Consider the following 24,723-nt stretch of genomic DNA (forward strand, 5'->3'; position numbering starts at 1 on the left):
AAGAAATTTTGATTTATACATGTTTTTTTAGAGAGGAGAAAATCATGACAGAAGAAAAATATGACGTTGTCATTGTTGGTGCCGGTCTTGCTGGCTTTGCTGCAGCTGCAGAAGCCGTTGATAATAACTTAAAAACTTTATTAGTTGAAAAAGGTCATACAACTGGTGGCACTGGTAACTATGTTGAAGGTGTGTTTGCTGCCGATTCTGAATTACAGAAGAAAGACAACGCCGTAATTGACAAGAAGAAACTGCTTGAAGAAGAACTGAACTATTCTCACTATAAAGGTGACGGCAGAATGTGGCAACGCTACATTGATAATGCCGGTAAGAACGTTTCTTGGCTGCAAGAACGCGGCGTTAAGTTCTGGATGGTTGTCAATATGGGAACCAGTGTTAGAACATGGCATTTATTTGAAGGCAAGGGTCATGATGCGATCCATAAGGGCTTAGAACCATACGCTACTAAGAAAGGCTTGATTATTAAGACCTTAACTAAGGTAACTGATTTAGAGCCTAAAGATGACCAGAGTTATGATGTAACTTTAACAATGGTAGAAGATGGAACTACCGAAGTGATTAATGCTAAAAATGTCGTTTTGGCATCAGGTGGTTATTTAAACGATTCAGAATTGTTCGGTAAGACGCCGCACCAAAATCCAGACAACGTGATCCCAGTTAATTCAGGTAAGAGTACTGGGGACGGACTGCGTTTAGCATGGAAGTTGGGAGCGAAGAAATACTTTACTGGGATGTCAATGATGTTTGGCGGCCAATTAAAGGATAATACTGTTCCCGCCTTTAAATTATGGGGCACCGCAATGTGGAGCTCAGTTTGTGATCAACCACAAATGTGGGTTAATGAACTAGGCGAACGCTTTGTTAACGAGGCCGCCTGTGTTGTTAACTGGGCAAATGAAGGCAATGCAATGAATCGGCAAGATCGCGTCTTTTGTATCTTTAGTCAATCAATCTTAGATGACTTTACTGATAAGGCTTATCCTCGTTCAATGAAGCCAATGGTACCAGAAGATAGATACCCGACTTTGCGCGATGACATTGAACAAGCCGAAAAAGACGGTCGTAAATTCTTACATAAGGCAGCTACGATTGAAGACTTAGCTGCAGAAATTGACACACCAAACTTACCAGCTTACGTTAAGCACTACAATGAAATGGCCGCAAAGGGTGAAGATACTGACTTCCATAAGCCAGCTAAGTATATGCTGCCTGTTGCTGGTGATGGCCCATTTTACGCAATTGAATTAGGTGTCGGTGCTTACACAACTGGTGACGGATTGCGGGTGAACATTAATAATGAAGTTTTGGATACCAAGGGTAGACCGATTCCAGGTCTTTATGCAATTGGTAGTGATGGTTCAGCGGTTTTATACGGTGATACTTATGGCGTTAACGTTCCGGGTACTCATGCCGGCTATTGTATTTTCTCAGGTAGAAATGCAATTAAGGCAATTGCTGACAAGAATTAAATAAAATATTGGGGAACAAAATAGAGTAGCTAATTGCTACTCTATTTTTATAATTAAAATTGATGGTTAATAATTAATGTATATAGCCAATCATAAACTTGATGAGAGAATGTTGGTGCCAATAATAAAACTAAACCACCTAATAAAGCTAAACTGCCAATTGATAAAGTTAAATATTTTAAAGTTTGGTTGGTAGCAGCTAAGACCGCGATAGCGATTAAACCACCACCAATAATTAAGCTGCTAACCATGAGAATAAAGCCCATTATAAGCCTCCTTATACATTTATATATTACTAGTATAATTATAGAACATTATCAAACTAGCTGAAATAATTAAGCTAATTAAATTTCTTGAAAAGCACGAGCAATTTCACATGTTTGTTCTGGACCGGTAGTACAGCAGCCACCAATTAGATGTGCGCCTGCTTCGTACCATTTTTTGGTACTTTGATAAAAATCAATGGTGTGCGGGATTTTTAACCAAGTTTTGGAAAAAGAGTCATAAGAATAGCCCTGATTGGGATAGACGATAATTTCTTTATCAGTTAATTGGTGAATTGTCTTGATCGTTGTTGTAACTAAGACGGGCTTGACACAGTTGATACCAACCGCGAAAACTTGTTGGAATTTGTTAATTGCTGAGATAACTTTCTTTAAGCTGGTGCCATCACTAGTTCTGGTTGTGTCATGCAGTGTAAAGCTGACATAAACAGGTATTTGTGGGGCATTATCGCTAAGCCAAGCTAAAATTGTAATTACTTCCGTTAATTTGGGTTGCGTTTCAATGGCCAGACAATCTGGCTGCTGCGCGATTATTGTTTTTAGGCGGGGTAAATGAAAGTCGAGATACTCGTTAGCTGTAAGATTGTAATCCCCACGGTATTCACTACCGTCTGCCAAATAAGCACCATAAGAACCGATGGAACCAGCGACAAAATTGTGCTTACCAGTCGTTAATTCATAATCGTCACGAGCTTTTTGGGCAATTTTAACTGCATCCGCAATGAAGTCTTTGGCTTCTTGTTCAGTGTAACCAGCTTTAACGAAAGCTGGCACGTTTGCCTGATAAGTGTCAGTAATAATTAATTGGGCACCTGCTTGGAGGTAATCCCAATGTGCTTGATAAATTGTCTGCGAGTTGTTTGTTAGAGCAATCGCTGTCCATAAATTATTGTTTGTTAATACTCCTTGCTTTTCTAGCTCATCAGCCATTGCCCCATCTAAAATTAATCCCTTGTTGTGAATAGTTGTTAATAAATCCATTTGCGTACCTCAAATTAAGTCAACTATTTAATAATAAATAAGTCTTATTTTAATTATAATCTAATTTAGCTGTGAAGAGAAAGTAAAATTATTCTTTTTTAAAATGTAGCATACTACACTATTGTCCTTTTATGTAAGCGGTGTTATAATTCCGTTGTTAATCAAAGTGATTTGTTTAACAAAGATGATTCAAAGGAGGGAAATATTATGAATCAATTGCATGATGGAATTTATCGAGCTCAGGACATGGGTCATGGTGGTCCAATAGTTGTTGAAGTTGGTATCCAAAATAATAAAATTGCTGCAGTCAAAATAGTCTCGGAATCGGAAACTAAGGGAATTGCGGATAAACCGTTAAAGGAATTGCCAAATAAAATTGTCGCGCAGCAAACTTATGCTGTTGATGCAGTAAGTGGTGCATCAATGACTTCTGCAGGAATAAAAAATGCTGTTAAAAAGGCCTTGGAACAAGCAGGTACAATAGATATAACTGCTAAACCTAAAAATAAAGAAAAAGATGGTAAAACATATCATCTAGAAACTGATGTTGTAATTGTCGGTGCAGGTCCTTCTGGGTTGGCGGCAGCTGTAACTGCTGGTGAACGGGGACTTAAGTCTATTGTATTTGAAAAAAACAGTAACATCGGTGGAACAGGCAGTATGGGGATGGGTCCCTTAGGAATTGATACGCAAATTCAAAAAGATAACTTTAATGATTTATCTGTTGAAGAAGCCTTTAATGAACATATGAATTATACCCACTATCGTGTAAGTGCAGCTTTGGTCAAGAAGTACTTTGCTAAGTCAGCTGAAACAATAGAATGGCTACAAAAAATGGGCGTTAAATTTGCGGGAGCATTTCCATACTTTAAAGGTGCCAATGCTACATGGCATATTGTTCAGCCGGAAGATGGCAGCCAGCCTGGACCGGCTGCAGCATCGTGGATGAATAAGCATCTGTACCAAAGAGCGCAAGAGCTAGGGGCTAAGTTTTATTTGATAACACCAGTTAAGCATTTGATTAAAACTGATAACCAGGTTACAGGGATAGTTGCAAAGTCAGGTAATCAAGTATATGAAGTTAAAGCCAAGTATGTATTAGTTGCAACCGGTGGTTTTGCTTCAAATAAAGAAATGCTTCGTGATGAATTAGGATTACATCTCAATGAGGACTTCTTTGACTTTGAAGTTCCAGGAATTACAGGTGATGGCTTACAAATGATGTGGCAAATAGGTGCACGAAAAGACCATGCTTCAGAAACGATTGAGACTATTTTTTCGTTGCCGCATAATATTCGTTACTTTCATAGTGATGCGGGATTACGGCAGCCAAATTTACTAATCAATCAAAATGGTGATCGTTTTATGAATGAAGCGCAAATGGGTAATACTACCTATACAGGTAACGCGTTAATGCTGCAGCCAGGGCACTATGCTTATTGTATTATGGATCGTCAAATGTTAGAGCAATATAAAAAAACAGGTGTTGACATTGTGAATATTGTGTCACCGGGCAATCCGTTTGGTGGCATTGATGATGAAATTGTTCGTGCAGAAAAAGAACATTATGAAGGCATAATTGCAGCTGCTACAATTTCAGAGTTAGCACAAAAACTAGGAATTTCAAAGCATAAATTGGCTATTACAATTGGAAATTATAATGAAATGTGCTCTGAACATCAGGATTTACAATTCTTCAAGCCAGCTAAGTACCTCAGACAACTTACAGGACAGGGTGGTTTCATTGCTGGTAAATTCTATTTAAGTGCTTATGCAACTTTGGGCGGCATTCGTACTGATGAAAATATGCGTGTGTTTGGCGCAAATGGACAAGTAATTCCTGGATTGTATTGTTCTGGTCAAGATGCTAATACTATTTATGGTGATAGCTATAACTTTACTTTACCTGGTAATTCAATGGGCTTTGCAATTAATTCTGGTAGGATGGCAGTTGAGGCAATGGCTAAAAGCAACTGATATAGGAACTAAGTGAACTTGATAATTTTCTAAAAAATGTAGTATACTACACACCAGAAAGGAAGCTAGAAATGTCTGATCAACTTTTAAATCGCTTAGGGCCAAAGATTAAAATCGCTAATACCTTGATTGAGAAGGAACTAAATAATCATTTTGCAAGTTTATTTCAAGATTATTCCTTAACTGGCGCTCAAATCTCACTTTTGGTTTATCTATATGATTCTAAGGGCAGGACTATTACGCAAAAAGAGATTGCCGATACTTTTGTGCTTAGTCACCCAACAATTCGCGGGATTGTAAAGCGATTAGCAGATAATAATTTTATCCAAACAGCGCATCTAGAAAGCGACCAAAGACAAATTGTACTGACTTTGTCAGATGCGGGTTTTAAGCTGATTGATGAAAATATTGCGGAAATCCATGTAATTATGGATAAAGTTAATAGCCAAATTATTGCCGGCTTTAGTAATCAAGATGTTGGGCAACTAGAAACCTTTTTAAATCAGATTATTTCTAACTTCTAATAGTTATTTTTGTTTTTAAAGTGTAGCTTACTACACAAAAGGAGAAAAGATGACACAAGAAATAAAACAAATTTCTGGAAAAAAGCGAAATTTAATGATGGCGGTGCTGCTGTTTGGTGCCTTTGTGGCTTTATTAGCAGAAACCTTCCTAAATAATGCGTTGCCAACAATTATGGCTGCATTTGGCGTTAGTCAATCCACGGCCCAATGGCTAACAACAGCATACTTATTAGTAGTTGGGCTGATGATTCCAATGTCAGCTTGGATTTTTGAGTCATTTAACATGAAGCAAAATTATCTAACAATGATGGGTATTTTCTTTATCGGTTCGATAATTTGCGTTTTTGCACCTAATTTTTATGTTTTGTTAACCGGACGAATTATTGAGGCGATTGCGGCTGGTGGATTAATGCCATTCATTCAGAACGTAATTTTGATGATGTTTCCACCTGAAAAGCGTGGTATGGCAATGGGAATTACAGGATTAGTCATTGGCTTTGGCCCAGCAGTAGGTCCGACAATTTCTGGTTTAATTTTAAAATATTCTGGCTGGCAGATGCTCTTTATTATTTTGAGTGTTACCAGTGGTTTGGTAGCTCTTTTAGCAACTTTTACAGTGCAAAATATTACGACACCGCACATGAGTACGACAGATGTGATTTCATTCTTAGAATCAATAGTTGGCTTCGGATTAATTTTGTATGCCTTGTCTGAAATAGGTAATACTGGCAAAATCACATTTACCTTAGCATTAATTTTTATTATTGGCTTAGTAGTTATTTATCTTTTCTGCCGGAGACAATTACATTTAGAAGAACCATTACTTGATATTCGTGTTTTTAAAAATTGGCAGTTTAACCTGTGTACACTATTAAGTACAATCAGTAACTTGGCCATGGTTGGAATTGAATTAGTCCTGCCGTTATATTTGCAGACTACACGTGGCGAAACAGCCTTGACTTCTGGTCTTGTAATGATGCCTGGAGCATTACTAATGATTATCTGTAATCCAATTTCTGGGACTTTATATGACAAATTAGGAATTAAAAAGTTATCACTGTTTGGTTTTACAATGTTAGTTCTTGGAACTGTACCAATGCTGACTTTCAGTGCGCAAACTAGTTTAGTAATAATCGGTATCTGTTACGCTTTGCGGATGGTTGGGATTTCCTTTACGATGATGACAACCTTTACTGCGGGAATTAATCAGGTACAATCAAGCATGACAGCTCACGCTAATGCAGGATCATCAACAATTCGGCAGATTGGTGGGTCGCTAGGAACAGCCCTAGCGATGTTAGTTGTGACCATCGGTTCTGCTAATGCAGGAGTGAATAAAGCTGCTGCTTTAGCAACAGGTTATCATTGGGGCTTCATCTTAATGCTAGTCTTTGCGGTAATTGGTTTAATCGGCTCATTTGGTTTGCCAACAGCTAAAGAAGAAAATAAATAGTTTCTGATTGAAAAGCTTTATTAAGTTCTCACTTAATAAAGCTTTTTTTGGTAGAAGATTAAATTACTTTACAGCATTTTGATTTTGTTTTGTGTAATAATGACATAATAGAATAGAAAATTGGGGAGTAATTTACAATGTTTAACTTATTTATTTTGCTGATGGAGCGGCTAGGCATTATTATGTTGCTGGCATTTTTGCTGGTTAACATGCGCTTTTTTAGGAATCTGATTGAAAAAAGAACATTAAAATCACAAATTTGGCTAACCATTATTTTTGCAATCTTTGTTGTGATGGCTAATTTGACAGGTGTTGAGATTACTAGTTCAAAAGAAGTAGTTACACCGTTGATTATAACGGGTTTGCCACAATCAGATTCAATAGCAAATACGCGTGTTTTGGTGATTACAGCAGCTAGCTTAACTGGTGGACCATATGTTGGGATGATGGTTGGCTTAATAGGAGGATTGCACCGCGTTGTCTTCGGCGGCTTTTCGGATTATTTTTATATTGTTAGTTCGGTTCTCATTGGTTATCTTGTCGGGATATGCGGCGATCGCGTTAAAGGCAATAATCTCTATCCATCAACACCATGGGTAGCTGTCTTAGCTTTTTTTGCGGAATTAATTCAAATGGCCTTTATCTTTACTTTTCATGGTATTGGTTTAGTAACCTTGATTTTTGTTCCGATGGTTCTGCTAAATACCATTGGCGCAAGTCTATTTATTGAGATTTTGAAGACTTACTTATCAAACGAGCGTCAGTTAAGGGCAGTTCAAACTAAAGATGTTTTGGAATTAACTAACAAAACGTTACCTTATTTTCGTAAGGGGCTTGACTTTGATTCAGCCAAGCACGTTTGCCAAATTATTAAGCAATATACTAACTTTGATGCGGTGGGGTTAACTGACCGGGTTAATGTTTTAGCCCATGTTGGTGCTGGTGAAGATCACCACATTGCAGGCGAACCAGTAATAACTGACTTATCCAAGACTGCTATCTTAACGGGAAAGGAAAAGTTAGCCTACTCGAAAAAAGAGATTGGCTGTCCAGAACCATCTTGTCCATTAACTTCGGCGATTGTATTCCCTTTGCGTGTTAATAATCAGACAATTGGTGCCCTTAAGCTGTACTTTTGCGAAGGCAGTAAAATGACGGTTGTTGAAGAAAATTTGGTTCGTGGGTTAGCCATGATTTTTTCGGGACAATTGGCAATTGGGATTGCAGAACAGCAGACCAGTTTACTCAATGAAGCAGAGATTAAGGCATTGCAAGTTCAAATTAACCCACACTTTTTCTTTAACGCGATTAACACGATTGGCGCCTTGATGCGGGTAAACGTGGAAAAAGCACATCAGGCGTTAATGCAATTAAGTGTCTTTTTTAGATCGAGTCTGCGCAATGGTCAGGAAAAGGAAGTAACGCTAGATCAAGAACGCCGACATGTTGATTCTTACATGAGTATTGAAAAACTGCGTTTTCCTAATAAATTTACAATTGATTACCAAATAGGTGTTCCTGACGATACACTTTTGCCGTCATTTTGTCTACAAATTTTTGTCGAAAATGCGGTGCGTCACGCTTTTAAGGGGCGAAAGCAAGGCAATCAAATCATTATTCGACTTAAAAAAATAGATGATAAGCGCATGGAAGTGGCTGCAATTGATAACGGCAACGGTATTGATCCGGATGTTCTGAAATACTTAGGCAAAAAGCCAGTTAGTGAATCAAAAAAAGGCAGTGGGACTGGGACAGCATTATATAATTTAAATATGCGACTTAAGGGATTATATGGTACCAGCAGTCAACTACAAGTTGAGACTAGTGACAGTGGTACGATTTTTAAGACAGTTATTCCATTAAAAAGCAAATCAGTAGTTAATCTAGTTGACAATAATTAACAAAGAGGTGTGAATTATGAAAATCTTATTGGTTGATGATGAGCCGCTAGCAAGAACGGAGTTAGAATATTTGATTACCAAAAGTCCTAGTCTTAGTGGCATGACACTGTCTATTTATCAGGCAGAGGATATTAAGCAGGCGCAGATGGAACTACTTAAAAATAAAATTGACTTAATGTTCTTAGATATTTCACTTAATGAAGAAAACGGCTTTGAGTTAGCTAATGAATTAAAACCGGCAGACTATTCACCAATTATTATTTTTTCAACAGCGTATGATGAGTATGCTGTAAAGGCGTTTGATGTTGGTGCTTTGGATTATGTTCTAAAGCCATTTGAGCAGGAACGAATTGATCAGGCGCTAACTAAAGTGTGCAATGTTATGGGCTCGCGTGAGCAGACGCAAATTAGTAAAGAGCAGCATCATGTGGTTAATGAATTGCTTAGTATTGAACTTGATGATCGTAATGTTGTAATCAAAAAGAATGATTTAATTGTGGCGACAATTAATAGTGGTGTTTTAACGATTTCAACAGCTCAGAATAATTATGAAACTCGCGAAACGCTAGCTTGGTTAAAGGAGCGACTAAATAAAGTCAAGTTTATGCAGGTTCACCGTAATGCAATTATTAATGTCGAGGAAGTCAAAGAAGTGCAGCCATGGTTTAATAACACGTTGTTGTTAGTAATGAGTAACGGTGAAAAAGTTCAGGTTGGCCGTTCATACAGAAAGGAATTAAGCCAAAGGCTAGGTATGTAAGCTAATTTATGAAATAACTTTCACTTTCGCCGATTTGCAGTTCACGGTCTGATTTTTGCAGTTCAGCTTAATTTTGCTCACAAAATAACTTTTCTCTAGTATCTTTATCTGTGAAGATAAGGAAAACGTGAAAGGATGAGTAAGATGGATAAGAATAAAGAATCTGAACATAAATCAGCACCACTGTTGTTCCAAATGTTGGTTTATGCAGCAATCTTGTTTGCATCACAATTAATTTCAGAAGTAATGCCGAAGAATTTCCCGGTGCCAACACCAGTTATCGGTTTAGTTTTGCTATATGTACTATTAACAACTCATGTTGTTAAGCTTGAATGGGTTGATTCATTTGGTAGTGCCCTCATTTCATTAATTAGCTTTATGTTTGTTCCTTCTGGAATTTCCATTGCAGGGAATCTAGATATTATGAAGGCCCAAGGCGTTCAGCTAGTTATAGTAATTTTGTTAGCAACAATTATTTTGCTAGTTGTAACTGCTTATACTACAAGAGCATTACTCTGGGTGAAAAAGAAGTTGACTTCAGTTAAATTAGGTTCAACTTCTGAAGATGTTAAGACAGGAGATGGAAAATAATGGCTTATATCAGTAATCCTTTGTTCGGTGTATTTTTATCACTACTCGTCTTTTTAATTGGTAAGTGGTTATTTAAAAAATCTCACGGTCTATTCATTTTCCAACCATTATTTGTTGCAATGGTTTTGGGAATTGTAATCTTGATGGTTTTGGGTAAGTTCTTTAATGTTTCAACAGCTCAAGTTTATACTCAAGCTTACAAGCCTGGTGGTGATATCATCTTTTGGTTTATCACACCAGCCACAATTGCTTTTGCAGTGCCGCTATATAAACGTAACGATGTTGTTAAAAAGAATTGGGTTATCATCTTACTGAGCTTGATTATTGGTACCTTTATTTCATTGGTTTTGATTACTTTAGTTTCTAAGGCAGTTGGACTTGATAAAGTAGGTATCAGATCAATGCTTAGTCAGTCAGCAACAACAGCGATTGCTATGCCATTAACGACAGCAATTGGTGGTAATGCTTCAATTACAGCAATGGCCTGCATCCTGAATGCGGTTGTCATCTATGCTTTGGGCAAGCAAATGGTTAGATGGTTCAAACTGGATAGTGATCCAATGGGAACAGGACTAGGCTTAGGTGCTGCTGGTCACACAATTGGTTCAGCTTTCGGGTTGGAACTTGGCTCTGTACAAGGTGCTATGGCAGCAGTTGCAGTTGTCGCTACTGGCTTAGTTGATAATTTGCTTGTTCCGGTTTTTGCTCACATGATGGGTTTATAGATTGGGACAGGCAAATAGGTTGTAAAAATTTATTAGTTTTATTAATATTTAGTAGCTAATGTTTACTTACACAGAAATGGACAAGACGAAAGTCTTGTCCATTTTTTCTATCAAAAATTAAAAACGCTCATCTAAATGAGCGTTTATTTTATCTAAAAATCTTTAGTCGGCGTGGCGCCACTTGGCGTCGGTTAAAATTCGAGCCGTTAACAAGCCAATTGGCAGGGCAACGACAATCATTAAGGCATTCATAATCCAATAAGCACCGACGTTAATATTGGTGATACCGAAGTTGAAGACGGCACGGTACATGTAAAGCCCAGGTACCATGATAACAATTGCGGGTACAGTAATTGCAATTCTAGGAAAGCCCACTTTTTCGCGAACAAAGCTGGCTAGTAACCCAGCAAGTAGTGAACCAATGAAGGCGGCAAGAGCTGCTGGCACGTGATTGTAGTCAACTAGACTTAGGCGCAAGGTATTGGCAATAGCGCCAATCAAGGCCGCAACCAGCGCCATTTGGGGTTTAGCATTGAACATGACAGAGAAGCCAAATACACCGCAAAAGCTTGCGATAACCCGACAAACAGTTAGGACAGTTGGTGTTAAATTGAGTTTGGGCATCGTGCCAGGAGTTAGGTGAAGGCTGATAGCAACGCCCCAACCGACCATTGTTGCTGTCATAATTACTAAAATAGCATAAGCTAGGCGCTCCAACCCTGAACGCATATCGAGCTTAGACATGTCAAGACCAGAAGTAATGAAAGGAAAACCAGGGATAACGTAAAGCATTGCACCGATATAGCCGTAAGCATGGTCATGATTCCAGCCTAGCAATTTTTGTCCGAGCATGAAGCACAAAAAGTAAACGGCACAAGAAATGGCAACTCCAACAGCGATTTTGGCGACAAGTGTAATTTTGCGCTTACTCATTTCACCGCGCACGTAATTACCAACTAATGCGCCAAAGAAGGTACAGATCATTTCCGGTAAACCGCCGCCTAAGAGAAAGATAAAGCTCCCGCAGGCTAAACCAGCACTTAAAGCCGCGATAATTACGGGATAAGTAGCTGTATGACGTTCAATTTCGTTTAACCGGTGATGAATTGCACCAATTGATAAGCGGTCATTATTCTTTTCAAATTGGCGGATAAACTGTTCCATTTTATTTAGCTTGTTCATGTTAACTTCGGTGGTTGGCAAAGTTAAAGTTTGCGAATATGACTTGTTATTAATATCAAAGCAGGTATATTCAATTGAGATTAGCCCAATATCAACTGAGCAAGTAATATCAAGTGCTCGTGCTACGGTGTTCATTGAGTCGCGTACGCGCCAAGCTCCCGTGCCGCATTCCAATAGCATAATGCCGATTCTGCCAACTAGCGATCCCTTTTCAACTAAAGTTGTGTCTTTAATTAGGGTATCGTCAGGACTTTTGAAAAATTCTTTCCATTGAATTTTCATATGGTGACTAGCAGAAATGTGGTGTCGTCGTATTTGTGGTTCGTTTTCTTCCATTAATTAAACTTCCTTACTATTTATTAAAGACAACCTTTTAATTCTAGCACAAGAAGTGAGTCTATTTTTAGTACTAGCAAAATTGTATCGTCTAATTGAATTAATTGTGATGTATTGGTACTAACGAGGAAAATAAATGATGGTTAAAGAGGAATTATTGCAGCGATTAAATCATGACTAAACCAAAATAAGCAAAATTTACTAGCAGTTGCATGATAATTTTGAGTTATCAAATTAAAAATAGAAAAACATAATTATATTAAATACTTTTATGATATTTGACTGTTAAAATTGAATAGCACTAATCTAAAAAAGGTTAGTGCTATTTTTATACAGATTTATGCGCATTCTTGACTGAAAATGAAACTTTTTGAAGTTAAATGATTGATTATGACGATGGAACCGAATACAATATAGGCAAGAGGTGGATAGAATGTTAACGCAAGAAAGGCAAAAAATTATTGAGAATTATGTGAATCAGCACGAAATGTGTCAGGTCAAGGACTTATCGACGATTACCAACACATCAGAATCGACAATTCGCCGTGATTTAATTCAGTTGGAGCAACAGGGACTACTTAAAAGAATTCATGGCGGTGCACAATCTGTGAAAAATTTCGCGCATGATGTGTCACAACATATTCGTTTTAGCATGAACCATGAAGCGAAGATAAAAATTGCCCGTTACGCGGTTGAACATTTTGTTCATGAAAATGATTATATCTTCATTGATGCGGGGACAACGGCTTACGAAATGGTGCCCTTTTTGGCGGATATTCCTCACGTTACGATTGTGACTAATGGTTTGGAAACGGCATTGGGAGCGTTAAATCATGAAATTGATACGATCTTATTAGGTGGGCGCGTCAAAGATGATACCCACGCAGTCATTGGTCAATCAGCGATTAAGCAGCTAGAGGGAATGAAGTTTGCCGCTAGTTTTGTTGGGACTAATGGGCTTGATCAAGAAGGTAATTTGACTACGCCTGATCCAGAAGAAGCAGCGATGAAAAAAATGGAAATCCTGCAGGCACGCCATACTTATATTTTGACTGATGCTTCTAAAATTGGTGAACGCAACTTTGCGATTTTTGCCAATAGTCAAGATGTCAGTGTAATTACGACTGACCTAATGAATGTGCAGCGGCAAATCCTGCCTCACGAAATTGATTTAAAGGAGGTAAAATAATGATTTATACAGTTACTGTTAATCCAGCTTTGGATTATGTTATGCAGCCGCAAAAAGTTATTCCTGGTACAGTTAACCGTACACAAGATGCGACCTTTTTGGCTGGTGGCAAGGGAATTAATGTGTCACAAATTCTTAATCAGTTAAGAATTGAAAACACGGCTTGGGGTTTTATTGGCGGTTTTACTGGTAAAGAACTGGTGCGTCAATTGAATCAGCGCCGAATTGTTAACGACTTTGTGACCATTAAGGATTTAACGCGGGTTAATGTTAAGGTGCATGCTGAACAAGAAACGGAAATTAACGCGGCTGGCCCCGTGATTGCACCTGCAGAAGTTGCGGCTTTTGAAGACCGATTTAGCGATTTACAAACTGGCGATATTGTTGTTTTAAGTGGGTCGCTGGCGCCGAATTTGTCAGTCGATTTTTATCAAAAATTGTTGCCGCTAATTAAAAAAGCCGGTGCTGAATTTGTAATTGATACAACTGGTCAAGCACTGCTAGATACCTTGAGTTATGGACCGCTAGTAGTTAAGCCTAATCACCATGAATTGGCTGAGATATTTAATACGACTTTTAATAGCGATCAAGAGATGCTTATTTGTGCGCGTAAATTGCTAGATGGGGGAGCTCAAAACGTCATGGTGTCGCTGGCTGCTAAAGGTGGCTATTTAATAACGCGAGAACATGTTTATCATGCCCCAGCTGCTGTTGGTACAGCCGTTAACTCTGTTGGTGCTGGGGACTCAATGATTGCTGGCTTTGTTGGCAGTTATGTTGAGAGTGGTAATCCCAAAGAAAGTTTTCGTGTGGGGATGGCCTGTGGTGCCGCAACTGCCTTTACTAAGGATATTGCGACTAAAAGTCAGATTGATGCGGTTTTACCACAAATTAAGGTAGAGCAGATTTCATAAAAAGGAGAATTAGCTATGAAAATCAAAGATATTTTAGCTCCTGAATCTATGATTATGTCGCTGAAGGCAACGAATAAGAAAGATGCGATTAAGGAGATGGCCGATCTTGAAGTGCAGACCGGAATTGTCAACAATGAAGATGAGTTCATTAAGTCAATTTGGGAGCGCGAAGATGAATCGACCACTGGGATTGGCGACGGTATTGCGATGCCGCATGCGCGCAACAAGTCAATTAACAAGGCGCGGGTGTTGTTTGCTAAAAGTAAACAGGGAATTGATTATAATTCACTTGATGGCAAGCCAGTTTACCTGTTTTTCATGATTACCGCGCCAGCTGGTGCTGATAACACGCACCTTGAAGCCTTAGCTAAGTTATCGGGACTGCTAATTAATCCTGATTTGGTTAGTGCACTGAAATTGGCACAAACACCTGAGGAAGTAATTGCCTTGTTTGAACAGGCTGAATCTAAGAGTGATGCCGAAAAACGGGCTGCAAGTCAGGCAAAAAGTAGTACTAGTAATAAACCCTTGATCGTTGGGGTAACAGCCTGCATTAACGGGATTGCCCACACCTATATGGCTCAAGAAGCGCTGATTAAGGCGGGCAACAAGCTTGGAGCTGATGTCAGAATTGAAACTAATGGTTCAGAAGGCGTTAAGGATAAACTGACTCCCGAAGAAATTAGCCGTGCTAAGGGAGTAGTGATTGCCTCCGATAAAAAGGTTGATATGCCACGCTTTGATGGTAAACCATTAATTAGTCGACCGGTAGTCGACGGAATTAATAAGCCCGATGAGTTAGTTGAAACCATTTTGGACGGTAAGGCGAATGTTTATCATTCAGACAGCAAGGCTGATGATAGTGACAGTTCAAAAAAAGGCGTTTGGGGCTCAATCTATCAAAACTTGATGAATGGTGTTTCTCACATGTTGCCGTTTGTTATCGGCGGTGGGATTTTGATGGCGATTTCCTTTATTGTGGAAAATTATGCCGGCGGACCGAAATCACCAGCCTTCATCTTTCTTAATAATGCCGGGAATATGGCTTTTGCTTTTATGGTACCGATTTTGTCAGGTTATATCGCTGAGTCAATCGGTGATTTGCCGGCGCTGATGCCTGGTTTTGTTGGCGGATTTATGGCGACTGTTTATAGTGGTTCTTACGGTGGTGCTTATGTAGCTAATGTAATCACTAATGCCAAATCACCGGCTGGCTTTTTGGGTGGATTAGCCTCTGGCTTTATTGCTGGTTACCTAGTAGTTGGCTTGAAAAAGTTGTGTACAAAAATACCAAAGTCACTTGAGGGAATGAAGCCAATGCTGATATACCCAATATTGAGTTTATTATTAATCGCCTTAATTATGTATTACATTGTTAACCCGATTTTCAGTAGTATTAACTTTGCGATTACTAACTTCCTAAATGAAATGGGAACAGGCAACTTGGTTGTCTTAACTACAATCTTGGCGGGGATGATGTCAATTGATATGGGTGGACCGTTCAATAAGGCTGCTTATGTCTTTGCTTCTGGTGCCTTTGCCAATGATCCACATTCAACGGTTGCCGCTGTGATGATGGCAGCCGTAATGGTCGGCGGGATGGTACCGCCGTTTGCGACTGCAATTGCGACAACCTTCTTTAAGAACAAGTATACTGAAGATGAACGCCATGCCGGTGTTACTAACTGGATCTTAGGCTTTTCCTTTATTACTGAAGGTGCAATTCCGTTTGCGGCAGCTGATGCTGGTCACGTTATTCCATCGTGTATCATTGGTTCAGCCGTTGGTGGTGCCTTAGTTGGTCTTTGGCGGATTGGTGTACCTGCACCTCACGGTGGCTTGTGGGTATCGCCCCTAGCTAATCATATTGTCTTATACTTTGTGGCAACAATTATTGGTTCGCTTGTTGCCGGAGTGATCTTAGGCTTGTGGAAAAAGCCAGTGGATAAGTAAAAATTAAAAACAAAAAAATAGAGCAGCTGATTTGCCGCTCTATTTTTGTTGGCTTTTAAGTTGGCACTGATCGCATAAACCGTGAATTTCTACTTGGTAATCATTAATTTGAAATCCGACTAGCTGCACATTTACGTTGTTAAAGTTGGGCAATGGTAACTCAATCGTGCGCCCGCATTCTTGACAAATAAAATGGCTGTGATTCGAAGCAATAAAATCGCATTGAAATTTGACGCGGAGACCGTTGGGAAACATTTTAGTTTCCACAATGCCAATCTCCTGCATTTCTTTAACATTGCGGTAAATTGTGTCGTGACTCATCTTAGAAAAGTGCTGGCGCAAATGTTTATCGAGCTGAGTCAAGGAAAGGTAGTAATCAGAGTACTTGTAGAGGTAAGTAAGCAGCTCTTGGCGTTGTTTAGTTAATTTATAGTGATTAGTTTTTAAAATATTTAACGCGATTGTCAATTTATCCATTAATCGTGCTCCCATGCTCGTATGATGCGCAAAATTTAGCATTACTAGTTTAACATCTTTATTCATAAAAGACTAATTTAGTTCAAGATTGATGATAAGCCGTCTTGCAAGAAAGTCAATAAATAGACTCAGTTACGATTTAACCTAATTGGATTTGGCAGCAAATTAAATTTGAAATGTAGGATTAACTGTTGACAAAAATTACAGATGGCGTTTAACTTAAATGGTATTAATTACTATTAAAGATGAAACCAATTATTTTGCTTAATGGGGAACCACTTTAGCAGCACGTGTTTTAGTGTATAATGGTTTTTAATTACGATTAATACTTATATAGATTGAATAAAATATTGTTAATAAAATTAATAGTGAGAAAAGAGATGGATATGAAAAAATTTCAAAAATGGTTTACTGTGGTAAGTTTATTTAGCATACTGCTATTAACACTTAGTGGGTGCGTGCAGCAGCCAAAAAAGAATGCAAAGATTTCAATTGTTACAACAACAAATATTTATGCAGATATTGCTCAAAATGTTGTGGGTAAATATGGCAAAGCTGACGCAATTATCAAAAAAGCGGCAATTGATCCACATGATTTTGAACCGACAACTAACGATGCTAAAGAATTATCAACTGCTGATATTGTAGTGGCCAATGGTCTAGGCTATGATAGCTGGATGGATAAATTAGCTTCCGCGGTTGAAAAAAAGCCTGTTTGGGTTGGTGAAGACCTAATGGGCTTGAAAAAGGGTGACAATCCGCATATTTGGTATAACTTAGCAATGCCAACAAGATACGTTAATTATTTAGTGACAAAGTTAAGTAAGAAGGACCCTAAACATGCGGCATATTACCGCAATAATGGTCAGCGTTATTTGGCTAAAGTAGCCAAGATTGAAAAGATTGCTAATAAGATTGATGGTCAAAGCAGTAAGCCAGTTTATGTGAGTGAACCTGTTTTTGATTACGCGCTAGCGGCAGCTCATCTAAAAGTAGGTGATCGCGACTTTGAACAAGCAATCCAGAATAACACTGATCCCAGTCCAGAAATGGTTCAAAAAATGACGACCGCAATTAAAGAACGTAAGATTGCCTTCTTTGTTGATAATGAACAAACTTCAAGTTCAACGGTTAATAATTTTGTTAAACTGGCTCAAGAGCAACAAATTCCAATTTTAAAGGTACGAGAAACGTTACCGAATAATATGACTTATCTTGATTGGATGACAACAAACTATCAAAAGTTAGCCCGAGTGGCGCGTAAATAATTAAAGGAGAACATTAAAATGAAGAAATTAATTACAGCTTTGGCATTAGCGGCAACTGTTACTGCGGCTTCCCCAGCTGCTTCACTGGCAGTTCAGGTTCAGGCTAGTTCAACTAATGATTTAGCTAAGCAAGATAGTTATGGTGGTGTGACTGACGCTGACAAAATGCTGACTCAAGAAGGAATTAAGTATAATTCTTTTGCTGGAAGTGAAGTGCCATATCGCAATGGTAAACCAGAAGGAATTGTGATTCACGAAACGGCAACACCCAACGCCACGGCTCATGACGAAGCGGTTTATTTTAATCGTGAATGGATGAATATCTATTCTTACGTCCATGCCTTTGTTGATCATACGGGTGTTATTCAGATGATGTCACCTGATAATGGTACTTGGGGCGCGGGACCACAAGCTAACGATCGCTTTATTCAAGTAGAATTATGTGAGGAAAATAACGCTGCCGACTTTGCCAAAGGTGTTAATAATGATGCCATTTATGCGGCAAATCTACTGCATCATTATGGTTTACAGCCAGATAATGCCGTTCATGATGGTCAAGGTACAATCTGGTCACACCACGCTGTTAGTCAATTTTTGGGTGGTACTGATCACACAGACCCTGATGGTTACTTTGCTAAATGGGGTTATTCGATGGATGACTTCTATAACCTTGTGAAGTATTATTACGACCAACAGGGCACGACTGGCACTAGTGCGACTACTGAAAAGCCAGCCAACAAGCCGGCTGCGACTTTGCCTAAGCCAACTGGGACTAAAATCTTAATGCATGATGCCCTAGTTTATGATGAAAAGGGGAATGCTACTGATGCTGCAACTAAAAAGGCCGGTACAAAGTTAACTTTATATGGCGATCAGACAATTGATGGCAGAAAGTATCTGCAAATTGGCTTAAATCAATTTGTCGTTGCCAGCAATGTTGAGGGCAAACTGCGTCAAATTAAGCATAATGCTTATTTGTACAATGCTAACGGCTATCGCATTGGCAGCGATAAACTTTATCGGCGTAATTATGTAAGAACTTATGGTGGTAGAGTAAAGATCGCGGGTCACAAGTACTACCAAATTGATGTTAATGAGTTTGTTAAAGTTGGCAATTTTTAGGGTAAAGCAGGAAGAAGTGTAAGAGTGACCGATATTTTAGAAGTAAATAATCTTGGGATGAGATTTGATAAGCGGGAAGTTTTTACTGACTTAAGTTTTAAATTAAAAGCAGGATCAATGACGGCGCTTTTAGGTCCTAATGGTGCTGGTAAAACGACGCTGATTAATATTTTGATGAAGATGCTAGTACCAACAAGTGGAACCTTTAGGTTTGCTCAGGGTGTTCGGCTAGGTTATGTACCGCAATTTCGTAATATTGATGCGGAATACCCACTGTCAATTGAGGCCTTTATTGCATTAAACACGCCAGTAATTAAAACGGGTAAAGTTAAGCAAGCTATTAAAACTCAGCTTGAAGAAACTAATTTATATCCTATTAGAAATACTCGGATGGGTGAAGCTTCTGGTGGGCAAAAGCAGCGAGCATATTTAGCACAGGCCTTACTTGATAACCCTAACGTGATTATTTTGGATGAGGCAACGGCTAGTCTTGATCCCGTAGCTAAAGATGAATTGATGAGCTTGATTCAGCATTTAAATGAAAAACATCAAATGACGGTTTTATTTGTGACTCATGATGTGCCTCTAGCACGTAAATACATGAAAGATTATTTATATTTAAATAACGGTACGATAGAGCAAGGCAAGATGGTTCAGTTTGAGGAGGCGTACGAATAATGTTTGCATTACCATTTATGCGCAACGCCTTTTTGGCCAGCACGTTCATTGCGATTACTTGTGGGACGGTTGGCGTCTATGTCGTAGCACGTAACTTTAGTTTTTTAGCACATACTTTATCGGAAATCGGCTTTGCTGGTGCAGCTTTTGCTGTGTGGCTGGGGATAGATCCTTTGTGGGGAATGCTTTTGTTTACCTTGCTGGGATCAATTAGCGTTGGTGAATTATCATTGCACAGTGAGCAGAAAGAGTCGTCAATTAGTGCGATTTCCGCCTTATTTATTGGACTTGGCGTTTTATTCCTAGCTATTTCTGGCGCTAATAGTAATTATGCGACGAATATTTTATTCGGCAGTATTATTGGTGTTGACCGTCAAGGCGTAATACAATTAGTTGGCTTATCAGTAATTGTTTTATTGTTAATCTTTGCGATTCAACGGCAATTAAACTTTGATTCGTTTGACCATATTGGTGCTTTGGCTCATGGGGTAAAGACGGGCGTGGTTAGTCTGATTTTTCTAATTGCATTAGCAATGTCTGTTTCGGTTGGTGCTCAAATTGTGGGCTCACTATTAGTGTTTATTTTGCTGACATTGCCGCCGGCAACTGCTAACTATCTTGGTAAAACTGTTGGTTCAATGATTGCTTGGTCAGTCTTTTTTGCTTTATTAGGTGTCTGGCTGGGACTGTATTTAGGCTTCATAACTAATTTGCCGGTAACTTTTTTCATTGCCGTCATCGAAGTTTTTATTTATCTTGTTACTTATTTCACTCATTTAATTAGGCATAATTTATAAGGAAGTATCAAAATTAGAAAGTGATCTGCGGGTTGCTTTCTTTTTGCTTGTGAAAAAATAAGCAGTCTTATTGGCGCTATTTTAACATTCTTGATAAATTTCACTAACTATTGTAAGCATTTGCATGTATAATAGAGATATAAACGTTTTACATTAAAGGAGTTTTTAAAATGACAGCATATTATAATGGGTTTCCCCAAAGCGATCGTGATGAAGCTATTAGCATGATTAATGTTGATGAACTCGAGGAACGTGCAAAAGAAGTTATGCCTGAAGGTGCATATTACTACATTGCCTCAGGTTCAGAAAATGAGTGGACATGGCGGAATAATACATCTGCTTTCAACCATTTTCAAATTGTACCGCGGGCTTTAACCAATATGGATAATCCGCAAACTGATACTGAGTTTATGGGGATGAAATTAAAAACCCCAATTATGATTTCACCAATTGCTTGTCATGGAATTGCGCATAAGGATGCAGAAGTTGCAACCCAAAAGGGTGCAGCCGCAGCTGGAGCATTGTTCTCATCAAGTACTTATGGTAATAAGAGTGTTGAAGAGATTGCAGCTGCAGCCCCTGGCGCACCACGTTTCTTCCAACTTTACCTGAGTAAAGATTGGGAATTTAACAAGATGGTCTTTGATGCAATTAAGAAGGCTGGTTACAATGGTATCTTTTTAACTGTTGATGCTTTGGTATCAGGTTATCGCGAAGCTAACTTGAGAACCAAGTTTGCTTATCCAGTTCCACTAGATTTCTTTACACGTTACCAAGGCGGTAAGGGTGAAGGTCAAACGGTTGCTCAAATGTATGCTTCATCTGCACAAAAGATTGGTCCAGATGATGTTAAGCGAATTAAGGAAATGTCAGGTCTTCCAGTTTTTGTTAAGGGTGTAGTTTGTGCTGAAGATGCATACCTAGCAATGGGTGCTGGTGCTGACGGTATTTATGTTACTAACCACGGTGGTCGTGAAGTTGACAGTGGTCCTGCAACAATTGATATGTTGCCAGAAATTGCTAAAGCAGTAAATCACCGGGTGCCAATTATTTTTGATTCTGGTGTTCGTCGTGGCTCACACGTCTTTAAGGCTTTAGCTTTAGGTGCCGATCTTGTTGGTATTGGTCGTCCTTATCTTTATGCATTAGCTCTTGGTGGTGCTAAGGGAGTTGAATCAGTTATTAAGCAATTAAATGATGAATTAGTGATTGATATGCAATTAACTGGTTGCAAGACGATTGAAGATGTTAAGAATGCACGGTTAACACACATTGATTACACTGCTGATAATTTAAAGTCAAATACTGATCCTTCAAGAATTAAGCCTTATCCTGTAACTAAGGATAACCAAATAAAGGAAGACGACTCGGATGCCGTTTCAGGTGCTTCACAAGCTTAATTAATTTAAAAAATAAAAACTGATGAGGAAGGTTTCTTCATCAGTTTTTATTTACAAATATTAGTTTAAATAGATTTACGTAATAATTGATATTCTCACTTATTAATCATTATTTTCTAATGCTTTGGCAAAAAATAATGGACAATCCGGATTTTTCTGCTATAATTGCTAGTTAAATAGCTTAGGAGTAGTAATTTATTTTTCTATTAAGCGAATTTGCGTAGAGTGGAAGGCAAATTAGAAAATGGATGAAGGCGTGCTTAAGCAATAATGCAGTAAATTAATAAGCGGATACTTTGTATCAAAAAGAGTGGTACCGCGGGTAAAAACTCGTCTCTTCTTACAGGAATGTAAGAAGGGGCGAGTTTTTTATATCTGGGAGGTTAAAAATGAATTTAGAAAATAAACGACGATATAACCAAGAAGGTTCATTTTTAATCAGATTAAGAGCAAGAAGTGAGGAATAAGCGATGAAAAAGGCAATTAACTGGTTCAAAGCTGCCTTAGTGATGCTGGTAACACTGACAATGTTAGTCAATTGTGTTAGCGGCGTACAGGCAGCTCAAGCACCAAAAGCAACAGATAATTATTTACAAAAGGTTAAACAAAAAGGTGAGCTGATTATGGGGACTAGTCCCGACTTTCCGCCTTATGAATTTGTCAAGAATGTTAACGGCAAGTCAAAAGTATACGGCATGGATATTGAGGTCGGTAAAAAAATTGCCCACGACATGGGCGTCAAACTTGTGGTTAAGACCATGGACTTTGATTCGCTACTGGTAGCTCTAGAAACTGGCAAAGTTGATATGGTTATTTCCGGGATGTCGGCTTCACCTAAACGGGCAAAGAGTGTTGCCTTCAGTCAAGTTTACTATGCTAGTGGTCAAGATTTAATTATCAGAAAAGCCGATGCAGGCAAGTATCATAATTTCCATTCCTTTGATGGCAAAGCAATTGCTGCCCAAACTGGTAGTCTGCAAAGTGATTTAATTAAGAAGCAAGCACCCAAAGTAACGTTAAAAACAATGGATAAAGATAGCGACCTGATTTTGGCATTGCAGACACATAAATTTGACGCAGTTGCCGTTGATTCAGCTTCAGCTGATGCTTACGTTAAAAATACAACGGGGATTATCAATATTCGTTCGGGCTTCAAGGATAAGTCAGTTGGCTCATCCGTTGCCTTTCATAAGGGTGCCCAAAGTTTAGTCAATGCGGCTAATAAGTCAATTGATGAAATTAAAGCAAAAGACCTAATTAAAAAAGACTATCTGCCAATGGCAGGTAAATACTTGGCATCAAATGGCAAGTCTAAAAAGTCAGCTAAAATTGATAATTCAATGTGGGCATACAAAGACTTCTTTGTCGCTGGCGTGGGCTACACCTTATTTATCTCTCTAATTTCTGTCTTTTTTGGGTTCTTATTGGGGGCAATTCTTGCCTTGATGCGGCTGAGTCGTAATAAAGTTGCCCACTCAATTGCCACAGCCTATATTGAATTTGTTCGTGGTACGCCATTGATGGTGCAATTGCTTTTTATTTATTTTGGCTTGGGACTAGTGGTTAATATTCCGGCACTACTATCTGGGATTATTGCAGTTTCACTCAATTCAGCGTCCTATGTTGCGGAAGTTATTCGTTCAGGAATTAACTCAATTGCACCCGGACAAACTGAGGCTTCACGGTCCTTGGGAATGTCGCGGACGGAAACAATGCGTTACGTTATTATGCCGCAGGCAATGAAAAACATTTGGCCAGCTTTGGGGAACGAATTTGTTTCCTTGATTAAGGAAAGTTCAATTGTGTCGGTTATCGGGGTTAAGGATCTGATTTACCAATCAAGAATCGTACAGGCCGATACTTACCGGGGCGTAATGCCGTTAGTAATTACGATGATTTTGTACTTTATTATTACGTTTAGTTTATCTAGTTTAATGAAAGTATTTGAAGGGAAGATGAAACATGAGTAACGAAGAACCACTGATTAAAGTTGAGCATTTAAAAAAGACTTTTGGCAATAATGAAGTTTTAAAAGATATTAACGCTGAAGTTAAGGATGGTCAGGTTATCTGTTTGATTGGGCCATCAGGTGCTGGTAAAAGTACTTTCTTGCGGTGCTTGAATTTACTAGATCAGCCAACTTCTGGGAAGGTGATTTTTGAAGATAAGGAATTAACCTCCTTGAGCGAGGATGAACTGAATACTTTGCGGGAAAAGATGGGCATGGTATTCCAACAATTTAACCTTTTTCCACATATGAGTGTTTTGGAAAATCTAAAATTGGCACCGATGAAAGTCAAGCATGTGGCTGATGAAGTGGCAACAGCTAAAGCTAAAGAACTACTTGCACAAGTTGGACTAGCTGATAAGGCTGATGCGTTCCCCGCTAGTTTATCGGGAGGTCAGCAGCAGCGGGTTGCCATTGCACGGGCACTGGCGATGGATCCAGAAATGATGCTGTTTGATGAGCCAACCTCAGCACTTGATCCAGAAATGGTCGGCGAGGTATTGAAGGTTATGCAGGATTTAGCTCAAAAAGGGATGACGATGGTGGTTGTTACCCACGAAATGGGCTTTGCCAAGAATGTGGCTAATCAAGTTTGGTTTATGGCGGATGGTTATATTCAGGAGAAGGCAACACCAAGTGAGTTCTTTGCTCATCCGAAGACTGAACGGGCACAGGACTTTTTGGCTAAAGTGTTAGAAGCATAGAGGCTATAT

General features: G+C 38.8%; 22 protein-coding genes. 18 read left to right on the forward strand and 4 right to left on the reverse strand.

What is annotated here, in order from left to right:
- The first annotated feature begins 44 nt into the window (after positions 1-44).
- Positions 45-1,490, forward strand: a complete 1,446-nt coding sequence (locus PT281_RS00970) for an FAD-dependent oxidoreductase (protein WP_277151202.1) — start codon at positions 45-47, stop codon at positions 1,488-1,490.
- Between the two features lie 53 nt (positions 1,491-1,543).
- Here the strand turns inward: PT281_RS00970 and PT281_RS00975 are convergent, their stop codons facing one another.
- Positions 1,544-1,756 (reverse strand): hypothetical protein, encoded by a 213-nt coding sequence (locus PT281_RS00975; protein ID WP_277130355.1) that lies wholly within the window; start codon positions 1,754-1,756, stop codon positions 1,544-1,546.
- Positions 1,757-1,834: 78 nt separating this feature from the next.
- A complete protein-coding gene (gene mmuM, locus PT281_RS00980; protein ID WP_277151204.1) occupies positions 1,835-2,755 on the reverse strand; it encodes a homocysteine S-methyltransferase in 921 nt (306 codons plus the stop codon).
- Between the two features lie 207 nt (positions 2,756-2,962).
- Between mmuM and PT281_RS00985 the strand changes: the two genes are divergently transcribed.
- From PT281_RS00985 to PT281_RS01015, 7 genes are all read left to right on the forward strand, one after another.
- Positions 2,963-4,732 (forward strand): FAD-dependent oxidoreductase, encoded by a 1,770-nt coding sequence (locus PT281_RS00985; RefSeq protein ID WP_277151206.1) that lies wholly within the window; start codon positions 2,963-2,965, stop codon positions 4,730-4,732.
- A gap of 71 nt (positions 4,733-4,803) precedes the next feature.
- Positions 4,804-5,256: a MarR family transcriptional regulator gene (locus PT281_RS00990; RefSeq protein ID WP_277151208.1), complete on the forward strand. Its 453-nt coding sequence runs from the start codon at positions 4,804-4,806 to the stop codon at positions 5,254-5,256.
- Positions 5,257-5,305: 49 nt separating this feature from the next.
- A complete protein-coding gene (locus tag PT281_RS00995) occupies positions 5,306-6,709 on the forward strand; it encodes an MDR family MFS transporter (RefSeq protein WP_277151210.1) in 1,404 nt (467 codons plus the stop codon).
- Positions 6,710-6,846: 137 nt separating this feature from the next.
- Complete coding sequence (locus tag PT281_RS01000; RefSeq protein ID WP_277151212.1) at positions 6,847-8,610, forward strand: sensor histidine kinase; 1,764 nt, start codon at positions 6,847-6,849, stop codon at positions 8,608-8,610.
- Positions 8,611-8,626: 16 nt separating this feature from the next.
- Positions 8,627-9,370 (forward strand): LytTR family transcriptional regulator DNA-binding domain-containing protein, encoded by a 744-nt coding sequence (locus tag PT281_RS01005; protein WP_277151213.1) that lies wholly within the window; start codon positions 8,627-8,629, stop codon positions 9,368-9,370.
- 144 nt (positions 9,371-9,514) lie between these two features.
- A complete protein-coding gene (locus tag PT281_RS01010; protein ID WP_277151215.1) occupies positions 9,515-9,961 on the forward strand; it encodes a CidA/LrgA family protein in 447 nt (148 codons plus the stop codon).
- A complete protein-coding gene (locus tag PT281_RS01015; RefSeq protein ID WP_277151217.1) occupies positions 9,961-10,686 on the forward strand; it encodes an LrgB family protein in 726 nt (241 codons plus the stop codon). The genes PT281_RS01010 and PT281_RS01015 overlap by 1 nt, the downstream gene beginning before the upstream one ends.
- A gap of 162 nt (positions 10,687-10,848) precedes the next feature.
- On the opposite strand, the gene PT281_RS01020 is transcribed toward PT281_RS01015, so the two are convergent.
- Positions 10,849-12,204, reverse strand: coding sequence for a threonine/serine exporter family protein (locus PT281_RS01020; protein WP_277151219.1), 1,356 nt, complete (start codon positions 12,202-12,204; stop codon positions 10,849-10,851).
- Between the two features lie 433 nt (positions 12,205-12,637).
- Here PT281_RS01020 and PT281_RS01025 point away from each other — a divergent pair, with 433 nt between their 5' ends.
- From PT281_RS01025 to PT281_RS01035, 3 genes are read left to right on the forward strand one after another with little or no spacing between them, the layout of a single operon-like run.
- Positions 12,638-13,393, forward strand: coding sequence for a DeoR/GlpR family DNA-binding transcription regulator (locus PT281_RS01025; protein ID WP_277151220.1), 756 nt, complete (start codon positions 12,638-12,640; stop codon positions 13,391-13,393).
- Positions 13,393-14,307, forward strand: a complete 915-nt coding sequence (gene pfkB, locus PT281_RS01030) for a 1-phosphofructokinase (protein WP_277151222.1) — start codon at positions 13,393-13,395, stop codon at positions 14,305-14,307. Before PT281_RS01025 ends, pfkB begins: the two co-directional genes overlap by 1 nt.
- 15 nt (positions 14,308-14,322) lie before the next feature.
- Positions 14,323-16,260, forward strand: coding sequence for a fructose-specific PTS transporter subunit EIIC (locus PT281_RS01035; RefSeq protein WP_277151224.1), 1,938 nt, complete (start codon positions 14,323-14,325; stop codon positions 16,258-16,260).
- A 39-nt stretch (positions 16,261-16,299) separates the two neighbouring features.
- Here PT281_RS01035 and PT281_RS01040 read toward each other — a convergent pair whose 3' ends face one another.
- On the reverse strand, positions 16,300-16,737 hold the full coding sequence (locus PT281_RS01040; RefSeq protein ID WP_277151226.1) for a Fur family transcriptional regulator: 438 nt from the start codon (positions 16,735-16,737) through the stop codon (positions 16,300-16,302).
- A 386-nt stretch (positions 16,738-17,123) separates the two neighbouring features.
- On the opposite strand from PT281_RS01040, the gene PT281_RS01045 reads away from it, so the two are divergent.
- The 7 genes from PT281_RS01045 to PT281_RS01075 all read left to right on the forward strand — a co-directional run bounded on the left by PT281_RS01045 (position 17,124) and on the right by PT281_RS01075 (position 24,714).
- On the forward strand, positions 17,124-18,005 hold the full coding sequence (locus PT281_RS01045; protein WP_277151228.1) for a zinc ABC transporter substrate-binding protein: 882 nt from the start codon (positions 17,124-17,126) through the stop codon (positions 18,003-18,005).
- A gap of 12 nt (positions 18,006-18,017) precedes the next feature.
- Positions 18,018-19,127 (forward strand): SLAP domain-containing protein, encoded by a 1,110-nt coding sequence (locus tag PT281_RS01050; protein WP_277151378.1) that lies wholly within the window; start codon positions 18,018-18,020, stop codon positions 19,125-19,127.
- Positions 19,128-19,184: 57 nt separating this feature from the next.
- Entirely contained in the window at positions 19,185-19,805 is a 621-nt protein-coding gene (locus PT281_RS01055) for an ATP-binding cassette domain-containing protein (protein ID WP_277151380.1), read from the forward strand.
- On the forward strand, positions 19,805-20,602 hold the full coding sequence (locus PT281_RS01060; RefSeq protein WP_277151230.1) for a metal ABC transporter permease: 798 nt from the start codon (positions 19,805-19,807) through the stop codon (positions 20,600-20,602). Before PT281_RS01055 ends, PT281_RS01060 begins: the two co-directional genes overlap by 1 nt.
- Positions 20,603-20,772: 170 nt before the next feature.
- Complete coding sequence (locus PT281_RS01065) at positions 20,773-22,002, forward strand: lactate oxidase (protein WP_277151232.1); 1,230 nt, start codon at positions 20,773-20,775, stop codon at positions 22,000-22,002.
- Between the two features lie 470 nt (positions 22,003-22,472).
- The gene (locus PT281_RS01070; protein ID WP_277151234.1) at positions 22,473-23,972 is read left to right on the forward strand and encodes an ABC transporter substrate-binding protein/permease; all 1,500 of its coding nucleotides are present in this window, start codon (positions 22,473-22,475) and stop codon (positions 23,970-23,972) included.
- Complete coding sequence (locus tag PT281_RS01075) at positions 23,965-24,714, forward strand: amino acid ABC transporter ATP-binding protein (RefSeq protein WP_277151236.1); 750 nt, start codon at positions 23,965-23,967, stop codon at positions 24,712-24,714. The genes PT281_RS01070 and PT281_RS01075 overlap by 8 nt, the downstream gene beginning before the upstream one ends.
- The last annotated feature ends 9 nt before the right edge of the window (positions 24,715-24,723 follow it).

The sequence above is a fragment of the Lactobacillus sp. ESL0701 genome (genome assembly GCF_029433445.1).
Lineage (GTDB): Bacteria > Bacillota > Bacilli > Lactobacillales > Lactobacillaceae > Lactobacillus.